This is a genomic window from Streptomyces sp. NPDC127098 (genome assembly GCF_042722465.1).
Taxonomy (GTDB): Bacteria; Actinomycetota; Actinomycetes; order Streptomycetales; family Streptomycetaceae; genus Streptomyces; species Streptomyces millisiae.
Genome location: NZ_JBHXFJ010000007.1, coordinates 112,057 through 126,860 on the forward strand (window position 1 = coordinate 112,057; position 14,804 = coordinate 126,860).

The 14,804-nt window shown below is 71.1% G+C and carries 14 protein-coding genes, 1 tRNA gene and 3 pseudogenes; 9 read left to right on the forward strand and 9 right to left on the reverse strand.

Translation table 11 applies throughout. The features are described 5' to 3' along the window. Window positions 1-51 precede the first annotated feature (51 nt). On the forward strand, window positions 52-1,200 hold the full coding sequence (gene solA / locus ACFWI8_RS07455) for an N-methyl-L-tryptophan oxidase (RefSeq protein ID WP_387086935.1): 1,149 nt from the start codon (window positions 52-54) through the stop codon (window positions 1,198-1,200). Here the strand turns inward: solA and ACFWI8_RS07460 are convergent. Further along, the gene (locus ACFWI8_RS07460) at window positions 1,172-2,080 is read right to left on the reverse strand and encodes a LysR substrate-binding domain-containing protein (RefSeq protein WP_387086937.1); all 909 of its coding nucleotides are present in this window, start codon (window positions 2,078-2,080) and stop codon (window positions 1,172-1,174) included. The two genes, solA and ACFWI8_RS07460, sit on opposite strands and share 29 nt — an antisense overlap. A 128-nt stretch (window positions 2,081-2,208) precedes the next feature. After that, a complete protein-coding gene (locus ACFWI8_RS07465; protein ID WP_387086939.1) occupies window positions 2,209-2,397 on the reverse strand; it encodes a hypothetical protein in 189 nt (62 codons plus the stop codon). Between the two features lie 526 nt (window positions 2,398-2,923). Between ACFWI8_RS07465 and ACFWI8_RS07470 the strand changes: the two genes are divergently transcribed. From ACFWI8_RS07470 to ACFWI8_RS07485, 4 genes and pseudogenes are all read left to right on the forward strand, one after another. Beyond that, on the forward strand, window positions 2,924-4,102 hold the full coding sequence (locus ACFWI8_RS07470; RefSeq protein WP_387086941.1) for an NAD(P)/FAD-dependent oxidoreductase: 1,179 nt from the start codon (window positions 2,924-2,926) through the stop codon (window positions 4,100-4,102). A gap of 68 nt (window positions 4,103-4,170) precedes the next feature. After that, a complete protein-coding gene (locus ACFWI8_RS07475; RefSeq protein ID WP_387086943.1) occupies window positions 4,171-5,064 on the forward strand; it encodes an RNA polymerase sigma-70 factor in 894 nt (297 codons plus the stop codon). Window positions 5,065-5,176: 112 nt separating this feature from the next. Continuing rightward, window positions 5,177-5,475 (forward strand): annotated as a pseudogene (locus tag ACFWI8_RS07480) (toxin Doc). An 89-nt stretch (window positions 5,476-5,564) separates the two neighbouring features. Beyond that, window positions 5,565-5,966 (forward strand): annotated as a pseudogene (locus tag ACFWI8_RS07485) (NADP-dependent oxidoreductase); the annotation flags it as partial. A gap of 40 nt (window positions 5,967-6,006) precedes the next feature. Here ACFWI8_RS07485 and ACFWI8_RS07490 read toward each other — a convergent pair. Together ACFWI8_RS07490 and ACFWI8_RS07495 are read right to left on the reverse strand one after the other, a co-directional pair. Beyond that, entirely contained in the window at window positions 6,007-6,369 is a 363-nt protein-coding gene (locus ACFWI8_RS07490) for a DoxX family protein (RefSeq protein WP_387086945.1), read from the reverse strand. Then, window positions 6,366-6,893: a cupin domain-containing protein gene (locus tag ACFWI8_RS07495; RefSeq protein ID WP_387086947.1), complete on the reverse strand. Its 528-nt coding sequence runs from the start codon at window positions 6,891-6,893 to the stop codon at window positions 6,366-6,368. The genes ACFWI8_RS07490 and ACFWI8_RS07495 overlap by 4 nt, the downstream gene beginning before the upstream one ends. A gap of 80 nt (window positions 6,894-6,973) precedes the next feature. Between ACFWI8_RS07495 and ACFWI8_RS07500 the strand changes: the two genes are divergently transcribed. Next, window positions 6,974-7,825 carry a LysR family transcriptional regulator gene (locus ACFWI8_RS07500; protein ID WP_387086949.1) on the forward strand — a complete coding sequence of 284 codons (852 nt, stop codon included), beginning with the start codon at window positions 6,974-6,976 and terminating at the stop codon, window positions 7,823-7,825. A gap of 173 nt (window positions 7,826-7,998) precedes the next feature. Here the strand turns inward: ACFWI8_RS07500 and ACFWI8_RS07505 are convergent, their stop codons facing one another. After that, window positions 7,999-8,352: a UBP-type zinc finger domain-containing protein gene (locus ACFWI8_RS07505; RefSeq protein WP_387086951.1), complete on the reverse strand. Its 354-nt coding sequence runs from the start codon at window positions 8,350-8,352 to the stop codon at window positions 7,999-8,001. 288 nt (window positions 8,353-8,640) lie between these two features. On the opposite strand from ACFWI8_RS07505, the gene ACFWI8_RS07510 reads away from it, so the two are divergent. Further along, window positions 8,641-8,919: a hemerythrin domain-containing protein gene (locus ACFWI8_RS07510; protein WP_387086953.1), complete on the forward strand. Its 279-nt coding sequence runs from the start codon at window positions 8,641-8,643 to the stop codon at window positions 8,917-8,919. A 9-nt stretch (window positions 8,920-8,928) separates the two neighbouring features. Here ACFWI8_RS07510 and ACFWI8_RS07515 read toward each other — a convergent pair whose 3' ends face one another. Continuing rightward, window positions 8,929-9,888: a glycoside hydrolase family 43 protein gene (locus tag ACFWI8_RS07515; protein ID WP_387087038.1), complete on the reverse strand. Its 960-nt coding sequence runs from the start codon at window positions 9,886-9,888 to the stop codon at window positions 8,929-8,931. A 754-nt stretch (window positions 9,889-10,642) separates the two neighbouring features. Beyond that, window positions 10,643-11,143: an HAD family hydrolase gene (locus ACFWI8_RS07520; protein ID WP_387086955.1), complete on the reverse strand. Its 501-nt coding sequence runs from the start codon at window positions 11,141-11,143 to the stop codon at window positions 10,643-10,645. A 306-nt stretch (window positions 11,144-11,449) separates the two neighbouring features. Here ACFWI8_RS07520 and ACFWI8_RS07525 point away from each other — a divergent pair, with 306 nt between their 5' ends. Then, window positions 11,450-11,605, forward strand: coding sequence for a hypothetical protein (locus ACFWI8_RS07525; protein WP_387086957.1), 156 nt, complete (start codon window positions 11,450-11,452; stop codon window positions 11,603-11,605). Window positions 11,606-11,724: 119 nt separating this feature from the next. Then, a pseudogene (locus ACFWI8_RS07530) lies at window positions 11,725-12,516 on the forward strand (transposase family protein). A gap of 590 nt (window positions 12,517-13,106) precedes the next feature. Here the strand turns inward: ACFWI8_RS07530 and ACFWI8_RS07535 are convergent. Together ACFWI8_RS07535 and ACFWI8_RS07540 are read right to left on the reverse strand one after the other, a co-directional pair. Beyond that, window positions 13,107-13,180, reverse strand: a tRNA-Pro gene (locus ACFWI8_RS07535). A 73-nt stretch (window positions 13,181-13,253) separates the two neighbouring features. Further along, window positions 13,254-14,684, reverse strand: coding sequence for a lipase maturation factor family protein (locus ACFWI8_RS07540; RefSeq protein ID WP_387086959.1), 1,431 nt, complete (start codon window positions 14,682-14,684; stop codon window positions 13,254-13,256). Between the last annotated feature and the right edge of the window lie 120 nt (window positions 14,685-14,804).

The following is a 14,804-nucleotide window of genomic DNA, read 5'->3' on the forward strand; positions in this document are numbered from 1 at the left end:
TCCCGTCCGCTCACCCCCCCCGTGAACACCTCGAACTGGAAGGAAACCGCCATGGACGCCGACGTAGCGGTCATCGGCCTCGGAGCCATGGGATCCATGACGGCCTGGCGGCTCGCCCGCGCGGGGGCCTCGGTCCTCGGCTTCGAGCGGTACGGACTGGCCCACGACAGGGGTGCCTCGGCCGGCGAGTCCCGGCTCTTCCGCATGGCCTACCACGAGGGCGCCGGCTACGTGCCGATGCTCAGGAGCGCCAGGTCGCTGTGGAGGGAGCTGGCGGCGGTGAGCGGCCTGCCGCTGTTCCACGCCACCGGCTGCCTCTCCATCGGCCTGCCCGAACTGCCGCCCATGCGCAACGTCCGCCGGTCGGTCGACGAGCACGGCCTCGACCACGAGATCCTCGACCACGACCAGCTGGCCGCCCGCTACCCGCAACACCTGCCCCGTGAGGGGGAGATCGGCGTCCTCGACACGATGGGTGGGGTGCTGCGCCCCGAACTCGCCGTGCTGGCCGCCTGCGGCCAGGCACGCCGGCACGGAGCCCGGCTGCTCGACCACACCCCGGTCGAGAGCGTGCGCCCCGAGGACGACCGGGTCCTGATCACCGCGGGCGGCACGGAGTACACCGTCGGCCGGGTCGTCCTCACCGCAGGACCCTGGACCGAGCGGCTCGTCCCCGCCCTGGCCGGCCACCTCACCGTCAAACCCATCGTCCTCACCTGGTTCGCCCCCACGGACCCGGCGCCCTACGCCCCCGAAAGGTTCCCCGCGTTCATCCGGGACACCGACGGCACCCACCTGTTCGGCGTGCCGATGCTGGACGGCATGTCGGTCAAGACCGGCTTCGCCGACGCGTGGGGCGAACTGCCGGGACCTGAGGCGTTCACCCGGGACTTCGACGAGGCCAGGCTGCGCCCGGTGGGCGAGGCGGTGCGCCGGCTGCTGCCGGGGCTGCACCCCGACCCGGTCAGGTACGCCGTCTACCCGGACGCCTACACCCGGGACCGCACCGCCGTCGTGGACCGACTCCCCGGCACGGACCGGGCCGTGGTACTGGCCGGTTTCTCGGGACACGGCTTCAAGCTGGCCCCGGCGTTCGGCCAGATCGCCACCGAGCTCACCCTGGAGCGCGGCACCGGCTTCGACGTCGCCAACATGACGGCGTCCCGGCTCGTCACTCCGCCGGCGGGAACGCCCGGCTGAGCGCGGCGCGCAGCAGCAGCGCCGCCTCCGGCGGGCCCGCGGCGCCGACCACGACCGACAGGGGGGTCACGGCGTACTCCTCGACGAGCCGCAGGTAGACCACGCCCGGCATCGTCATCCGGGTCGTCAGCTCGGGCACCAGGGCGAGCCCGAGGCCGCACGCGACCAGGCCGAGGATGGCCTGGTCGTTGTGCACCTCGTGGCCGAACCGCGGCGAGAACCCGGCCCGCATACACACCGCGACGATCGTGTCGTAGGCCACAGGAGCCAACGAGCGCGGGAAGCCGACCAGGTCACGCCCGGCCAACTCACTCAGCGACAGCGGCCCGCCGGCGGCGAGCGGGTGGCCGGCGGGCACGGCGCAGCGCAGCGGCTCGTCGGCCAGCGGCAGCACCTCGGCGCCGGTGCCGGGCTCGGCGCCGGCCAGGCGGCAGACGCCGAGGTCGATGTCGCCGGCCCGCAGGGCCGCGAGCTGCGCCCGTTGCCCCAGTTCGGACACCCGCGGCACCACCCAGGGGTGCGCGGCCAGGAACGCGGGCAGCACCCGGGGCAGCAGCCCGGAGACGGCGGAGGTGATGGAGCCGACGCGCAGCACCGTCGGCTCGGGGCCCTGGGCGTGGGGCACAAGTTCGGTCACCTCCCGGGCCCGGTCGACCAGGGCCCTGGCCTCGGGAACCAGCAGCCGGCCGGCAGCGGTGAGACGCAGGCGGCCACCCGCACGGTCGAAGAGGACCACACCGAGCTGGCGCTCCAGCTTGGTGACGGCCTGGCTGAGCGCCGGCTGCGCCATGTGGAAGCGCCGGGCCGCCGCAGTGACGCTGAGCTCCTCCGCCACCGCGAGGAAGTACCGCAGTTGTCTGAGTTCCACCATGTCGGCCATGCGGTACACCCTCTCAGCAGGGCGGTACCCCTCCAGCGACGCGAGACCGGTACCGCCGGTCCCGTGCGGCGGGGAGAACCCCGGCCGGTCATGATGAGCGCGACGTCGGCGTCCACAACGGGATGTGTTCACGCTCTGCGCCGGCCCGGGCTTCCGGGGCGTTCAGACTGGCTGGTCGGGAGTGCGGCCGTGAGGGTGTTCATCAGCTCGACGCCGTCAGCGCGGGTCCTGGCGCCCTTGAAGGAGAACCGCATGTCGCGGCTCACCCGGGTGAGGTCGGTGCGATTGGCGGTGTCGCGGACATCGGTGAACGGCATCCAGAAGTTCACCTGGTCGACGCGCTCGGTGCCGGGAAGTGGATCCGCGTCTTCGGTGGCGCGAGTAGGACAGCGGTCGACCGACGAGCGGCGCCGCCGCCGAAGGACTCGTTGGAGGCGGTGGCGACGCTGTTGTTCTCCTCTCGCTCGGCGACTGCCCCCCTCGACCACAGACGACAGCGCGGTCTGGCAGGACTGGGTGAGCGATACGGCGCCACGATTCCTGACAGCCGGAGGGCATGGTGTGGGACACGCACCTCGGGACCCCTGCCCGGCTCCCCGCGATTCCATCGACGACGTGCCCCCAGATCTCGTGGACGGAACGGACGCGCCGATGACGCGGGAGCGCCGGGATGCCTGATTTCAACTTCACCAGGGAGGAGGTCGCCGGGGCGGCGGCCATGGATCCGTGGCGTGCACCTGGTGTGACGTGGTTCACGCTGCCGACCTGTCACGTCAGGTGCGGGTTGCCTGTCCCATGAGCGTCACCGACGCCGAAGCCGGTGCCCGACCTTGGGAGTTTGAGATGAACAACGGCCACCACGTCGTCGTCCTCGGCGCCGGCTACACGGGCATGTTCAGCGCCATCCGGTTGGCCCACCGCACCCGCCGGACCGGCCTGAAGATCACCCTGGTCAACCCCTCAAGCCGGTTTGTCGAGCGGCTGCGGATGCACCAGATCGCCGCCGGGCAAGAGCTGGCCGTCCACCAGATCCCCGACCTGCTCGCCGGGACCGGCGTCGCGTTCGTCCAGGGCACCGCCACTGCCATCGACCCCGAGGCCCGCCGGATCACCGTCGACGGCGCCCGGACACTCGGGTACGACACGCTCGTCTACGCGCTGGGCAGCTCGACCGACACCGGTAAGGTCCCCGGCGCCGACACCCACGCGTTCACCCTCAACACACCGGAGATCGCCGGTCGCTTCGCCGCGCGGCTCACCGAGGTCGCCGCGTCCGACGGCACCGTCACCGTCTGCGGCGGCGGCCTGACCGGCATCGAGGCGGCCACCGAGATCGCCGAGAGCCATCCCGGCCTGGACGTCACGCTGATCAGCCTGGACGCGCCCGGCGGCATGATGGGCACCAGGGCCCGCGCCTACCTCTACCGAGCACTGGACCGCCTCGGCGTCACCCTGGAGACCGGCGCCCGCGTCGCCGCGGTACTGCCGGACGCCGTCGAGTTGGCCGACGGCCGGCTCGTCAGCTCCGACGCCTGCCTGTGGACCACCGGTGTCAAGGTGTCGCCGCTGGCCGCCGACGCCGGGATCGCCACCGACGACCGCGGCTTGATCCTGGTCGACGCCACGCTGCGTTCGGTGTCCCACCCGGAGATCCACGCCATCGGCGACGCCGCCGCCGTCCGCCTGGCCTGGGGACAGCTCCACGGCACCTGCCAGAGCGGCCTGCCCACCGCCCAGTACACCGCTGACACCATCACGCGGCTCGTGCGTGGCAAGGCCGTCAAGGCGTTCCGCTTCGGCTACTTCCACCAGCCGGTCAGCCTCGGCCGCCGCGACGCGGTCATCCAGTTCACCAAGGCCGACGAAACCCCCCGCCGCATGCTTCTCACCGGCCGGACCGCCGTCGCGTACAAGGAGCTGGTGAGCGGCAGCCCGCTCAAGACCTACCGGTTCAGCAAGCACATGAACGTCACCACCATCATCTCCAGGGGCGGCCGCGCCACCCGCGAGTTCGCGGCATGACGGACACCGGCTCCCAGCGCCGTGTCCCGACCTTGCCGCCCAGGTCAGGGCGTGGGCAGGATGGGTCGATGACCGACGCCAGGGACGAGCGGGATCCGTACGTCGAACACCGCAGACTGCTGTTCGCCACCGCCTACCGCATGCTGGGCAGCGTCACGGACGCCGAGGACATCCTCCAGGACACCTGGCTGAGCTGGAGCACCGCGGACCGCGAGGCGATCCGCCATCCCAAGGCCTACCTGGTGCGTACGGTCACGAACCTCTCGTTGAACCGCCTCACCTCCGCGCGGGCCACCCGCGAAACCTACGTCGGCCCGTGGCTCCCCGAGCCCCTGTTGACCTCCCCCGACATCGCCGCGGACGCCGAGTTGGCCGACACCGTCTCCATCGCGATGATGGTCGTCCTGGAAACCCTCAGCCCCGTCGAACGCGCCGTCTTCCTGCTCCGCGAGGTCTTCGGCTACTCGCACGCCGAGATCGCCGAGACCCTCGAACGTCCCGAGCCGACAGTCCGCCAGATCGCCCACCGCGCCCGCCATCACGTCCAGGCCCGCCGCCCCCGCTTCGACACCGACCACACCCAGCGCCAACGGATCACCGCCCTGTTCATGGAAGCCTGCGCGGGCGGCGACCTGAACGCCGTGATGGAACTGCTCGCCCCCGATGTCACCGCATGGTCCGACGGCGGCGGCAAGGTCACCGCAGCCCGCCGCCCGCTCCACGGCACCGACCACGTCGCGCGCTGGCTCCTGGGATTCCTGGCCAGACCCCAGCTGGCCGCCCTGACCATGGAGTCAGCCGTCATCAATGGCGAACTCGGCATCCTGGCCACCCTCGACGGGCACACCGTCGGCGCCCTCTCACTCGACCTCGTCGGCGAACGCATCCAGAACCTGCGCTTCCAGGTCAACCCCGACAAGCTCAGCGGCCTGACCCCGGACAACAGCATGGCGCTTCGCTGAAGCGTTCAATCCTGGAGCGTTACCGGCGGGACCGGTCCAGAGAGCCGTTCGTCCACGACCTCCCCCTGCGGGAACTTCACCGCCGGCAGTTCGTCCGCTGCGCCGCCGCCTGATGCCGCAGTACATCGACGTGCCCTGGCTGCTGGACGTTCAGGAGCAAGCCGTCCCCGAGGACGTGTCCGTCGCCGACTGCTCGGCGCTGGTCGCGGCGGTCGCACGCCACAAGACGCGCATCCCCCGGCCGGAGAGCGCCGACCCGGTCGCGGCCCGGTTGCCGCCGCCCACATGGACCTCGCGGGCGAGGGGATCGCTCCGCCCTTCGGCGCGCTGGTCGAGCTGGTGCGGGACATCCAGGCCCGGAAGGCCACCGTCTACACCGCCGCCGACCGCATCCGCGGCTGGCGTATCTGAACGCCGGCACGCCCAGCTGCCGCCCGGCGGTGGCCGCCACCTCCACCGGCCTCCCGGTGGCCGCGCACTGCTCGGCGGCCTCTTCGGTCTGGCGTACCCACGCGGTGGTCACGCCCGAGGAGATCCGGCGGCCCCACCTGCCCGACGTGTCGCCGACGGCCCACCTGAGCGTCCTGGGCGGCACCGGCCTGACCGCCCATGTGGCGCTGACCCGGATCGCCAGGTTCCAGACCGGCAAGGACCTGTTCGTGTCCGCCGCCGCGGGCGGCGTCGGCACGGCGACCGGGCGGTTCACGAGGCTGCTCGGCGCCCGTCGGCTGGTGGGCGGCACGGGCTCGGCGGCCAAGGCCGACCATCTCGTGCGGGAGGTGGGCTACGACGCGGTGTTCGACTGCCACCAGGGGCCCGCCGCCGACCTGCTGGCCTCGGTCGCGCCGGAGGGCGTCGACGTGTTCGTCGACAACGTCGGCGGCGAGCAACTGGTGGCGGCGGGACCACGCCGAGTCCGCGACGCCGACCTGCCGTCCGACGTCACAACCACGTCGTCGCCAGCCAGCCGGTCGCCACCGCGGCGAGCAGCAGCGTGACGTTGAGGGCGAGCCGGCGGTCGCCGAGGCGCAGGTGGACCGGGATCGCGCCGAGTTGGAGGACCACGAACCCGAGCGCGGCGGCGAGGGCCAGCCAGGGCGCGATGCCGGTGAGCGGCGGCAGGACGAGGCCGATCGCGCCCAGCACCTCCACCAGCCCGATGGCCCGGACGGCGGGCATCGGCGTGCTGTCCACCCAGGCCATCATCGGCCGCAGCCCGTCCCGGGAGCGGACCGCCTTCAGCACACCCCCGTAGAGGTAGAAGGCGGCGAGCAGGCCGGCGACGATCCAGTACGCGACGTTCACGCGTCCTCCTGCCGCGGTCCGGCGCCGTCGACGGCGACATCGGTGGCGGGCTCGGTGGCGTAAGGCCTCATCGCCCGGACGTTCGCCTCCGGGGTCAGCTCCAGGCCGCCGGCCATCAGAGCCTGGAGGTCGCGGAAGTACCGCACGTACCGGGCCGGCGTGAACGTGCTGAGCATGACGGCCGGTTGGTCGGTCACGTTGGCGAACGTGTGCGGGGCCCTGGGCGGGACCATCACGAGAGTGCCGGGCGTCGCGTCGTACTCGTCCTCCCCGACGGTGAACCGCACGGTGCCGGAGACGACGTAGAAGCCCTCGTCGTGCTGGGCGTGCCGATGCTGCGGCGGTCCCGGCGTGTGCGGCGCCAGGACCGACTCGGCGATCCCGAGTCGGTGCCCGGTGGTGCCGCCGTCCTCCAGGACGCGCATGCGCGTGGCGCCCAGCAGGATCGTCTCGCCGTCGTTCGGGCCGACCACCGACACGGGCGGGTCGGCGTTCGGCGCGGTGGCCTCGGGTATGCGGGTCATGCCCCGATTCCACGTCCGCGGCACCAGTACTGTCCAAGACCCGTTCCACGCGAGCGATACCTTCCGGGTATCGTCGCAGCATGGAGCTACGCACGCTGCGCTACTTCGTGGCGGTCGCCGAGGAGCTCCACTTCGGCCGGGCGGCCGTCCGACTGCACATGAGCCAGCCGCCGTTGAGCCGGGCGATCCGGCGTCTCGAGGCCGAGATCGGCACCTCGCTCTTCGACCGATCGTCCGCCGGCGTGGCCCTCACCCCGGCCGGGGCGGTGCTGCTCGACGAGGCGCGCGCCCTGCTCGACCACGCCGACCGGGCGCGGGTGCGCGTCGCCGTGGCGGCCGGCGCCGCGACCCTCACCGTCGGCCTCCTCGGCGACAGCACCGACCCCGGCGTGACACGGCTGGCGGGCGCCTACCGCAGGCGGCACCCGCACGTCGAGATCCGGGTGCGCGAGACCGATCTCACCGATCCGACCTGCGGGCTCTCCGCCGGACTTGTCGATGTCGCCCTGACCCGGGGGCCGTTCGACGAGACCGGCCTGACCGTGCGCGAGCTGCGGGCCGACCCGGTGGGGGCGCTGCTGCGCGCCGACGACCCGCTGGCCGGCCGTGACTCACTCACACTGGCGGACCTGGCCGACCGCCGCTGGTTCCGCTTCCCGGCGGGCACCGACCCCGGCTGGCAGGCGTACTGGAACGGCGGGCGCCTCCGCGAGGGCCCGGTGGTGCGTGCCGTCCAGGAGTGCCGGCAGGCGGTGTTGTGGAACGGCACGGTCGGCGTGACGCTGCTCGACCACGAACCGGGCGAGGGGCTCACGGTGGTGCCGCTCGTCGACATGGAGCCGAGCCACGTGGTGCTGGCCTGGCCCGAGAGCGACGCGAACCCGCTGGTCCGCATGTTCATCGCCGCCGCGATCGCCGCCTACCGCGACTGAGCGCGCCGTCGAGGGGGTGCGGCGCCCAGGGACGGGGGCACCCGGGGCGAACGCTGCCTGGAGAGCCGGCGCAACTGTTCGTCCGGCGGCACGACGTTCTTCCAGCCGGTCGTCGAGGCGCTGAACGCGTACGGCGCCACGGTGTACTGAGTCGTACGGCGTCGCGTACCGGCTCAGTCGTGGAGGTGGTTCCGCCAGTCGCCGGGCACCCGCCCCCGTGGGCCGGGTGCTGGCTGGTCCAGCGGGTGGTGCTGTGGCTGTGCCAGGTCCGGGCCGGTGACGAAGTCCTGGGCGCGGTAGTCCCAGAACCAGTCGTCGCCCGGCTCGAAGCTCCGGATGAGCCGGTGCCCGGTGTCGGCGAAGTGCCGCGAGGCGTGCTGCCCCGGGGAGGAGTCACAGCACCCGATGTGGCCGCATTGGGCACAGCGGCGCAGATGGAGCCACCAGCCTTTCGCCTTCTCGCATTCCACGCAGCCGACTCCACTGGGCGGCACTGCCGGGTCGAGCCCCTCGACGGCTGATGACATCCTCTTCCTCCCGTAACGCACACAGTCCTTCACAGTCTGTCACGGTGGTGAGGGAAAGGGCGGCGGGCACGGTAGGGCGGCGGAAGCGTCGAGTGCCGTTGGCAGACCGTGTCACGCATGGAGGCGCCGAATCGAAGGAGACCGACGATGCACTCGTCGCACCCTTCGCTCTCACGTGACTGAGCGCGAGACGACCAGGCTGGTGGCCTGGAGCCAAGAACTTCGCCGGGTGCACAACCGGCTGCGCGAGGCGCTACGCGTATCACGCGCGAATCCCTGGCCGAGGGGATGGGGAGCGAGGCCACGGCCCGGGAACTCCTGCTGTACTGCCACGGCTTCTGCGCCGCGCTCGACGGCCACTACCGGGGCGAGGACACCACCCTGTTCCCGGCCATCGCGGCCGCGCACCCGGAGCTACGCCCGGTGCTGCTCTCGCTCGAGCAGGATCACTCGATGATCGCCCATCTGCTCAGCGGCCTCTTCCGCTACGAGGAGCGGCAACTACTCACCGTGCTCGCAACCCTTGAGTTGGCGGCCGCGCCCCGCCAGGTGCTTGGCCCGATATGACGGCCGTTGTCATTCGAAGAACTTGAGGCTGTATCCGATGTCGGTGGGGGAACCGGGGACGTTGGCCCGGCGGTACGTGGTGTTCCCCCACCAGACGGCCGTGCCGCTGTACCAGTAGCGGTTGGACCACGAGTACGGCGTGCCCTTGGCGACGGCGTGGAACATGGTCGGGAACCGGTTGCCGGACGGCGGACCGGCGGCGACGTCACCGCGCGGCAGGACGAACGTGTGATGGCCAGGGCCGTCGACGTTCAGCGTGGGGTCCCAGCCCGACATCATGGTCTGGGCGTGCGAGCCGAACAGGCAGCCGTTGCTCTTGTACCAGTCCCACACGTACGTCGGGTCGCCGCCGGCCCGTAGTCGCAGGTCGGCGATGCAGTAGTTGTCGCTCCAGCTGCCGTTCGCGGAGTAGGCGATGTGCAACTGTCCGTTGGGGTCGACGATGGGCTGGGGCGCCTCGTTGATGTACGGGTTGCCCACGACCCGTTCCCACGGTTCGCGCGGCTGCGAGATGATGTAACGGGCGCCGGTGGACGCGGTCGGACTACTCATTCGGGCGATGTACAGGTTCTGCTCGACGTTCGTGTCGCCTGACCAGCCGGACCACACGAACCAGCGCTGGCCACCGAAGGTGAAGGGCACGCCGTCGATGGCCCACTTGTCGTCGGGCAGGGCGACCTTCACGGCGGCGGAGTAGCCGGAGTCCGGGCTGGGCGAGCTGATGTGGTACATGCGGTGGGCCGCGCCGCGGCCGGCGGCGAAGTAGATGCGGTACTGGCCGTCGTGGTGCACGATCTCCGGGGCCCAGACCTCGCCGAGGTTGCCGGTGTCCTGCCACACCTGGTGCCTGGGCGCGGTGGCGACGCCCTCCAGGGTGGACGCCGTCCGCACCGCGATGCCGCCGTCCACGGACTTGGCGGAGACGTAGAGGTCGCCGACCTTGATGATGCTCGGGTCGGCGCCGCCGATGAGGGGGCGGCCGAGCGTGGACGGCTGCTCGTCCGTCACCGCGGCGACCGCTTCGGCGGGTTCGGTGGTGGACGCGACGTGCCCGAGGACGAGCGCGCCCACGAGTCCGAACGGAAGGATGCCGGCGAACCATCGGGAGGGGCGCATCAGGGTTTCCTCCTGACCATGTCCACGACTGAGAGCGCTCTCACATAGTCGGGGTGAGGTGAGCGACCGTCAAGTGAGGGCGCGACGGCTTTCCGGAGACGACCAGTGGGCCCGAACTGTGGTTGCCCGTGGGCCGGGGGCGCGCGCATCATGCGTGCTGTCTCGACGTTGCGACCGCTGCTGTCCGGACCCCACCGCACGTACTGAGGGTCTTTTTCGTGAGCCATGCCATAGGTGAGTACACGACCGACGGCGAAGCGGCGTATCCGCGCTGCCTGGTGCTCTCCTTCCCGAGTACCGCAGTTTCGGTGGCGTGAAGGGGACGCGGCCCTGGGAGCGGACGCCACCGCCCCGTACCGGCCCGGTCCCGCTCCGTCGAGGAGGTGGGGCCGCCCGCCTTCCGGTGCGCCGCGAGCACGACAGGGTGGCTGAAGGGCGCCGACACCGCGGCCGCCGACATCCCCCATCTCCGAGGAGCGCGCCAGGTACAAGGCCGGAGACCGGCTGACCGTTCTTGACGGGCCCGATCGGGGCAGGACGCTCCAGGTGGCCGTCGTGCGGATGTTCGCGACCGACTGCGGCTACTACTTCAAGGGGGCGCCGGTCTCTACCCGCCGGAGACGGTCCGCCTCGCCCGCGAACGCACCGACGGTAACGGGTGATCCCGCCAGCGGCCACCCCGGACGCCGGCGATGACGACGGTGCGGCCGTTGGCGGCCAGGTCGCTGAGTTCGGCCAACTCCAGGCCCTCGCGCTCGGCCAGCCGCTGAATGCCTACCGTGACCCGGCGACCGGCACCTCGCAGTGGCGCCGTGCCCCGGCACGCCTGTGAAGTTCCGGACGGCTTCCCGCGGCACACCGCCGGCCTGCGCGTGCCGGACGAGGGCGGCGGCCAGAGGGTGTTCGGACCCCTCTCGACCGCCGCCAGCCGCAGCGCTTCCTCTTCGTCCAGCCTGGCTGCCGGCACGACATCGGTGACCTCCGGCTCGCACTTGGTGAGGGTCCCGGTCTTGTCCAACACGACGATGTCGACGCGGGCCGAGGCCTCCAGAGGGGCGGAGTTGCCGGGGCCCGGAGCTCGGAGCCCAGTCCGCCGGTGGCAATCCATGGTCGCCGCCCCCCACCGTTGTCACTCAACTACATTGAAAGGAGGAAGACAGTGAGCATTTTCCATCCTCAGCCTGGGCCGGTCAGACGAAGGGTGAGGAGGGCGTAGCGCGCGGTATGGCGTGTGCCGGCTCAAGTCGTACGGCGATAGGCAGCGATAGGCCCTGGAACCGGTCGTCTGGCGAGTCAACAGGCGGCTGATTGCCGCCACTTGATCACCGCGTCCTGACTGTGGTCACGTATCAGCTGTATGGTCCGATCACATACGGGATCAATTCGAAGGGACGTGTCTGACATGGGTTGGCTCATGCTGCAACTCGTCGCTGTAGTCATCGCGTTCGTCGCACTGCTCCTTCTGGTCGGAGCCACCGCCGGATCGCTGGAGGTCCTCCTCTGGCTGGTACTGCTGGCCCTGACCTTCTCCTTGGTGATCCGTCACCACCGCCGCCGTACGACTCAATGAGCCCTTCCGACCTGGTTCGTGGCAGGTGACGTTGAGGGTGAGGGCTGGGTGCGGAGATGGGCGAAGCTCCTGGTGGATGGGTTGTCAACCAGGATCAACCTGTCCGCGCGGAGCTTCACGTGCTTGACCACCCATCGGGGATCGATCTGCCCAGTTCGACGCTTCGTTGTCTGTCCGGCCCGCTGACCGCCCGACGTCTGGAGCGTGGGACGCGGTGGCGCCGCCTCCCAGCCGGCAGGCAAGCCCTGCTGGTCCTGGCCCATCTGCGGTGCGGGCACACCTGCGCGCAGCTCGCCGCCGGGTTCGGTGTCGGTACCACCACCGTGTACCGGTACGTCACCGAGGCGGTCGACGTACTCACGGCCCTGGCCCCGGATATCAACGCGGCGGCCCGCTCCGTGGGCGGCAAGGCGTTCGTTATCCTGAACGGCACGCTGCTGCCGATCGACCGGATCGCCGCCGACCGGCCGTACTACTCCGGCAAGCACCACGGACATTGCATGAACGGCCAGGTGCTCGCTGATCCTCCCCCAGCCTCCGGCCGGGAGGTGCCCCCATGGACGCCTGCTGTGGGCCTCACCCGCCCTGCCCGGAGCAGTCCACGACATCCGCGCCGCCCGCACGCACGGCATCATCGACGCGCTGACCGCCATGGATCTGCCCTGCTGGGCCGACAAGGCGTACCGGGGTGCTGGAGGCACCGTCGGCGTGCCCTACCGGGGACGCTGGGAGAAGCTGCCAGCGGGACAGCAGGCCCACAACCGCTCCCATGCGAAGATCCGAGCCCTTGGCGACAAGCCGTCGCCCCACTGAAGTCCTGGCGGCTCCTGCGAAGGCTGCGATGCAGCACGACCCGCATAACCAACCTCGGCAAAGCCATCCTCACCCTTCAGCTGAGACCCGCAGCCTGAGGTTGAAAATGGCTCTCTAGGACCTGGGAATGGGACCTGCGCCGCCAGACCACGCCTGGCCCCGGCGGTTTGATGGACAAGGCGACCAAAGGCAAGCGGCGTCGGATCGTGCCCATCAGCCCGCAGATCCGGCCCCTGGTGATCCAGCGCCTCGAGGCCGTGGGCAATCGGCCCACGGCCCGACTGTTCACAGGGCCGCGAGGCGGCAGGATTACCACCGCGGTCTTGCGGGACGCCACGCACTGGGACGAAGTCGTGGTCGCGCTCGGTTATGAGCATCTGCGGCGGCATGACCTGCGGCACCCCGGGGCTGACGTGGATGGCCGATGCCGGGGTCAAGCCGCGTGTTCTGCGGTTGATCGCCGGATACGGTTCACTGACCACGACACAGAGGTACCTCCATCCCGATCGGCGGGCGATCAAGGAGGCCGGTGTCGCGCTGGGGGTGGGCCAGGAGGCCGCTGGTCCCAAAGTGGTCCCAGCGGGGAGGGCCCACCGTCACCTGCGTGTGGTTCGGTGAAAGCCATGCAGCACACGAAAAGGCCCGCTGACCTGGGAGAAGACTCCCGGTCTGCGGGCCTCGCACCGTGTCGGGACGGCGGGATTTGAACCCACGACCCCTTGACCCCCAGTCAAGTGCGCTACCAAGCTGCGCCACGTCCCGGTGCCCGTGTGATCTTGAGGTTTTCGCTGATCACCGCGCACGAGAACCATACCGCACTTTGGGTGGTGCTCGCTCACGGTCGTGGCTGTGGGGGGAGGTGGTCGCCGAGCGGGGTGCGGTGCCACCAGGCGTGCGTGGTGTGGCGTTCGTGGCGGGTGGTGAAGCGGTAGCGATAGAGGCGGGCGCGGACGTGGGTGGGTGGGGTGTCGGGGAAGGGGTTGACGCGCAGCAAGCGGAGGGTGCGGCGGTCGTCGGTGAGCAGGCGGTGGGTGAGGGGGCGCAGCCAGGGGCTGGGGGAGTAGGGGCGGAGGGCCTCGAACCACATCAGCCAGTCGAGGCGCAGGTGGAAGGGGGCGAACTGGCGCGGAAGGCGGCGCACGTCGCCCGGTTTGCCGTGGAACTCGTAGGGGAGCCAGCGGGTGTCCGGGGAGAGCTCGTGGTCCGCGGTGCCCTCGAGCACCACCTCGTGCCGGACCCGGGTGACGCTGCCGAAGGCGCCGTAGGTGTTGACCAGGTGCAGGCTGTCGTAGCTGCGGTTCATCTGCTGGGCGGGGGAGAGCAGGTTCCGGACCGGGCGGAGGCTGAGGACGGCGACCAGCGTCACCACCGTCCAGAGGACGGCCGTGAACCAGACCGGGGGGTCGGGCTGGTGGGGTGGCGGGTCGGGGAGGAAGGGGAGCCAGCGGGCGGCGAGGGCGCCGTCGACGGCGGCCACGGCGAGGACCATGGTGAGCCAGTTGAGCCAGGCGAAGTTTCCGGAGGCGACCAGCCACAGCTGGGTGACGATCACCACCGCGGCCGCCCAACTGGCCGCCGGTTGAGGGAGGAAGAGACAGAACGGCACCAGCAGCTGGGCGACGTGGTTGGCCGCGGCCTCCACCCGGTGCAGAGGGCGGGGCAGGTGGTGGAAGTACCAACTGAGCGGTCCCGGCATGGGCTGGGTCTCGTGGTGGTGGTACAGGCAGGTCAGCCGGCGCCAGCAGGGGTCGCCGCGCCACTTGATCAGGCCGGCGCCCAGTTCCAGGCGGAAGACCAGCCAGATCAGCAGGTAGCGGCCGGCGGTCGGCGGCGCGCTGTCGTCGTTGCCGAGGAAGATCGCCAGGAAGCCGGCCTCCAGCAGCAGCGACTCCCAGCCGAAGGCGTACCAGACCTGGCCGATGTTCACGATGGAGAGGTAGAGCAGCCAGGGCACCGCCCACAGCGCCATCGAGGCCCACAGCGGCACGAGGTCGCCGAGGCCCGCCACCAGCGCGGCGGCGAGCGTGGCGCCGAGCCAGGCGGTGGCCAGCAACAGGCGGTCGGAGTAGCTGAGCCGGAAGAGGCTGGGCGCGTGGCGGAACGGCACCGCCCGCAGGAAGCGGGGAGCCGGCGTGAGGCCGCGCTCGCCGGCCAGCACCGGGAACTCCCGGATCGCCGAGAGGAAGGCGAGCAGGTAGATCAGGGCGAGACCGCGCTGGACCACGAGGCGGCTCAGCCAGTAGTCGGGGGCGGCGATCCAGTCCATGGTCCATGGGTACCACCGAGGACGGGGTCCAGCCCGTCCGCGGCGTCGATCGCTCGAAAAGCGGGCGTTGACCTGGAGCGTGGCCCGACGTAGCTTCTCCGCGGCACCTACGAGGAGAGG